Annotated in this window: 4 protein-coding genes; all 4 read left to right on the top strand. The window is 70.2% G+C overall.

Translation table 11 applies throughout. The annotated features are described in order from the left end of the window. On the top strand, window positions 1-798 hold a 798-nt coding region (gene ruvB, locus Q1N79_RS07885), incomplete at its 5' end, for a Holliday junction branch migration DNA helicase RuvB (RefSeq protein WP_300606057.1). A 205-nt stretch (window positions 799-1,003) separates the two neighbouring features. Further along, the gene (gene yajC, locus Q1N79_RS07880; protein WP_300606056.1) at window positions 1,004-1,435 is read left to right on the top strand and encodes a preprotein translocase subunit YajC; all 432 of its coding nucleotides are present in this window, start codon (window positions 1,004-1,006) and stop codon (window positions 1,433-1,435) included. A gap of 40 nt (window positions 1,436-1,475) precedes the next feature. Further along, the gene (secD, locus tag Q1N79_RS07875; RefSeq protein ID WP_300606054.1) at window positions 1,476-3,593 is read left to right on the top strand and encodes a protein translocase subunit SecD; all 2,118 of its coding nucleotides are present in this window, start codon (window positions 1,476-1,478) and stop codon (window positions 3,591-3,593) included. Then, on the top strand, window positions 3,593-4,811 hold a 1,219-nt coding region (gene secF, locus Q1N79_RS07870), incomplete at its 3' end, for a protein translocase subunit SecF (protein WP_300606052.1). The genes secD and secF, both read left to right, overlap by 1 nt.

The following is a 4,811-nucleotide window of genomic DNA, read 5'->3' as shown; positions in this document are numbered from 1 at the left end:
GGCGCGCCGATGCGGATCACCTCAGGGCCCGCGATCGAGCGGTCAGGCGACCTGGCCGCCGTGCTGTCCACGCTGCACGAGGGCGAGGTCGTGTTCATCGACGAGATCCACCGGCTCGCCCGCCCGGCCGAGGAGATGCTGTACCTGGCGATGGAGGACTTCCGCGTCGACATCGTGGTGGGGAAGGGGCCGGGGGCGACCGCGATCCCGCTCGACATCGCGCCGTTCACGCTGGTGGGCGCCACCACGAGGGCCGGGCTGCTGCCTGCTCCGCTGCGCGACAGGTTCGGCTTCACCGCGCACCTGGACTTCTACCTCCCGGCGGAGCTCCGCGTGATCGTCCGCAGGTCCGCCGGGCTGCTCGGGGTGCCGATCGACGACGGCGGCGTCGACGAGCTGGCCGGGCGGTCACGGGGCACGCCCCGGATCGCCAACAGGCTGCTGCGCCGGGTCAGGGACTACGCGGAGGTGCGCGCCGACGGCGTCGTCACCAGGGGGATCACCCGCACCGCGCTCGAACTGTACGAGGTGGACGAGATGGGCCTGGACCGGCTGGACCGGGCCGTGCTCGACGCGCTGGTCCGGCGGTTCGGCGGCGGGCCGGTAGGGCTGTCCACGCTCGCGGTGGCGGTGGGGGAGGAGGCGGAGACGGTCGAGGTGGTCGCCGAGCCGTTCCTCGTCAGGCACGGCCTGCTGGCCAGGACGCCGCGCGGCCGGGTAGCGACGCCGGCGGCCTGGGAGCACCTTGGCCTCACCCCGCCGCCTGCCGCGGCCGAGCTGCCCACGCTGTTCGACTGATCCGACCGAACAGCCGCGACCCGCGGCGGCAATGTCCTGATCCGTTATCTATCTGGTGTCGACGGTAACGATCACGGCCGGAATCCTCGTAGGGTAGATATGCGTTGTGCATACGGCCGCTACACTGCGCAGGTTGGCGAGTGACCGTCCTTAGCTGACGGCGCCGGCCTGCGGGCGGAAAGTCAAACTGGAAGGATGCCCCGTGATGGGCAATATCGTATTGGCCGCGACGTCCTCGTCGTCGAAGTCAAGCTTCAACCCGGAGTCCCTGCTCCTGATCCTGGTCGTCGTCGTCGGCATCTACCTGCTCATGATCAGGCCACAGCGGCGCCGCGCGCAGCAGGCGCAGCAGCGCCAGAGCACCGTCACACCGGGCGCCCGCGTGCGGACCACCGCTGGCATGTACGCGACGGTCGTCGACGTCGACGGGGACGACGTGGTCCTCGAGGTCGCCCCGGGCGTCGAGGTGCGCTACATGAAGCGCGCCATCATGGACGTCGTCAGCCCAGGCCAGGAGACCGAGGATCCGGTGGCGGACTCGGCGGACGACGAGCAGGACGAGCCCGCCGAAGACGACGAATGGAGCGAGGTCGACAGCGACGGCGTCGCGGAGTCCGGCAGCAGCAAGAAGGACTAGCGGGCGCTTGCGCGCAGGCGATTCGACAGGCAGGCGATAAGTGGCACCCCCAAGCAGAAGCGGGTCGCGGCCCATACCCGCGCTGGTCGCGCTGGGCGTGATCGTCTTGATCATGCTGTTCTCGATCACGGGCAAGGAGACGTTCAACCCCGCCAAGTGGCATCAGCAGTTCAAGGTCGGCCTCGGCCTTGACCTGTCCAGTGGCACCGAGGTGGTGCTGAAGGCGGTAACGTCCAACGGCCAGCCCCCGTCGAGCGGCGAGATGCAGCAGGCGATCACGGTCCTGCTTGCCCGGGTGAACGGCACGGGCAACTCAGGCGCCCAGGTGCAGCAGCAGGGCAGCGACCTGATCAACGTGACCGTCCCCGGCCAGGCCGAGGAGAACGTCATCAACCTGGTGAGCACCACCGCCAAGCTGAGCTTCCGGCCGGTGTACCTGGAGGAGCTCTACACCGGGCCGACGACGTCCTCGTCGTCCTCGTCCGCCAAACCGAAGACCAGTTCGTCGCCATCCCCCACGCCGAGCCCGACTCCGAGCGCAACGCCGACCGCGTCGGCGTCGCCCACCGCGAGCACCACCGCCAGCGCGACCCCCAAGGCGTCCACCGCCGCGCTGTCGGCGCGGCTCGCCAGCAGCCCGAGCCCGTCCGCCTCGCCCACCGCGAGCACGTCCGCCTCGCCCACCGCGAGCACGTCGGCGTCGCCCACCGCGAGCACGTCGGCGTCGCCCAAGGCCAGTTCGTCCCCGACGGCGAGCACGTCACCGAAGGCGAGCGCGAGCCCGAGTCCCTCGCCGACGGCCAGCTCCACCTCGAGCGCGTCGGCCGCCGTCACCTACGGGGACACGAGCCTGGTCAACGCGGCCACGATGAAGCTGTTCAACAAGCTGTCGTGCGCGCCGAGCTCCGACCCGTCGAACCCGGAGAGCGTCACCGACGCCTGGAAGAGCCAGGTCGGGTACACGCTGGCGAAGGCCCAGTGGACCGATCCCACCGCGCAGATCGTGTCCTGTGACTCCGACGGCACCAAGTACGTCCTCGGCCCGGCCGTCTTCGAGGGCACCGACATCACGTCGGTGAGCGCCGGACTGCTGGCGGACACCACGCAGTGGGTGGTGAACCTGACACTGGACGGCAAGGCGCAGAGCGCGTTCGGCACGCTGACCACCAACCAGTACGACGACTACTACACCGACGCGCAGTCTGAGGGGTACCCGTCAGATCCCGCCGTGCTCGACAGCACCGCGGTCGTGCTCGACGGCAACGTCGTGTCCGCTCCTGAGACGGACGCGGCCCTTACCTCCGGCCAGTTCGAGATCCAGGGTCCCACCGACGTCGGGTTCACCCAGGCGGAGGCGACCCAGCTGACCAACGTGCTCAAGTACGGCTCGCTGCCGCTGCAGTTCCAGAGAGAGGACATCGTGTCCATCTCCCCGCAGGTCGGCCACGCCTCACTCGACGCCGGCCTGATCGCGGCGATCATCGGCCTGTCGCTCGTGGTGATCTACCTGTTCACGTACTACCGCGGCCTCGGCGTGGTGTCGGTCTCCAGCCTGCTGATCGCCGCGTCGCTGGCCTACCTGTCGGTGGTGCTGCTCAGCCGGTACCAGAACTTCACGATGTCGCTGTCTGCCATCGCCGGACTCGTGGTGGCGATCGGCATCACGGCGGACTCGTTCATCGTGTTCTTCGAACGGCTCCGTGACGAGGTTCGGGAAGGCAAGACGCTGCGCCCGGCGGTGGAGAGCGGCTGGAGGCGTGCCAGGCGCACGATCCTGGTGTCGGACACGGTGTCGTTCCTCGCGGCCGTCCTGCTCTACCACTTCGCGGTCAGCGACGTGCAGGGCTTCGCGTACACCCTCGGCCTGACCACGCTGATCGACGTCCTGGTGGTGTTCCTGTTCACCAAGCCGATGGTCACCCTGCTCGCGGGGACCGAGTTCTACGGCGGCGGGCACCGCTGGTCCGGGCTCGACCCGGCACGGCTCGGCGCCAGGACGCCGTGGCGCTCCGGGGTCCGGCGGACGGTCCGGACGCAGCGGACGGCGCCCGGCGCCAGGTCCCCGGCCAGGTCCCCGGCCAGCTCCCCGGATGACGCGCCCGCGGCCAGCTCGCCTGGCGCTTCCTCCACCGGCTCCTCGACCTCGCGGGAGGCATGATGCCGCGCCTTCGCGACATCCCCGGGCGGCTCTACCGCGGCGAAGTCTCGATCGACTTCGTCGGCCGCCAGCGGATGTGGTACACGATCTCCGGCGCCATCTTGCTGATCAGCGTCGTCGCGCTGCTCGTGCGCGGGCTGAACTTCAGCGTGGAGTTCACCGGCGGCGCGGTCTTCCTGTTCCCCGCGACGGCGTCGACAACCCAGGGCGCGATCTCCCGCGTGGTGACCGCGGCCGGCGGGGGCGACGCGACCGTGCAGCACGTGTCGTCCGCCCTGCTGTCGCAGTGGCAGGTCCAGACGGGGGTGCTGCACAACAACGTGACCCAGCAGGTCGCCACCGCGCTAGAGAAGCGCTTCGGCATCGCCCCGAGCCAGATGAACATCCAGCTGGTCGGGCCGACCTGGGGCGGCCAGATCACCACCAAGGCCGTCGAGGCGCTGGTCATCTTCCTGGTCGTGATCGTGGCCTACCTGTCGGTCGCGTTCGAGTGGCGGATGGCCGTCGCCGCGTTCGTCGCGCTGCTGCACGACATCGTGATCACCACGGGCGTGTACGCCCTGACCGGCTTCTCGGTCAGCCCCACGTCGGTGATCGGCCTGCTGACGATCCTCGGCTACTCGCTGTACGACACCGTGGTGGTCTTCGACAAGGTCCGCGAGAATACCGCCGGCCTGGTCACCTCCGGCCGAAGTACGTACAGTGCGGCGGCCAACCTCGCGCTGAACCAGACCCTGGTCCGGTCGATCAACACGTCGCTGACCGCGCTGATCCCCGTCGCCTCGATCCTGTTCGTCGGCGCCGGCCTGCTCGGCGCGGGCACGCTCAAGGACCTGTCCCTCGTGCTGTTCGTCGGCATGCTGTCAGGCACCTACTCCTCGATCTGCATCGCCACCCCGGTGCTCGCCGGGCTGAAGGAGCGGGAACCGCAGCACAAGGAGCTGGCCAGGCGGGTCGGGCTGCGCGAGTCGGGCGGGCGCGCCGCCAGGCGCGCGGTCGCCAGGGCCGAGGAGGAGACCCGGCGTACCGCGGCAGCGACCAGCGTGGGCACGGGCAGCACCACGGCGGGCAGCGGGGTCGCGGTAGGCGCCGCCACGGTCGCCGGCACTGTCGTCGACGACGACGAGGTCGCCGGCCGCGACAGCGACGACGCCGACGTGCCGCAGGACACGGCGGCCGGCGATGAGGTGACGGTGCCGGCCTCGTCGGGGGCGCCCG

It is taken from the genome of Trebonia sp., assembly GCF_030042015.1.
Lineage (GTDB): Bacteria > Actinomycetota > Actinomycetes > Streptosporangiales > Streptosporangiaceae > Trebonia.
Note: the sequence above shows the minus strand (reverse complement) of the source record. Positions and strands in the feature narration are given on the sequence as shown.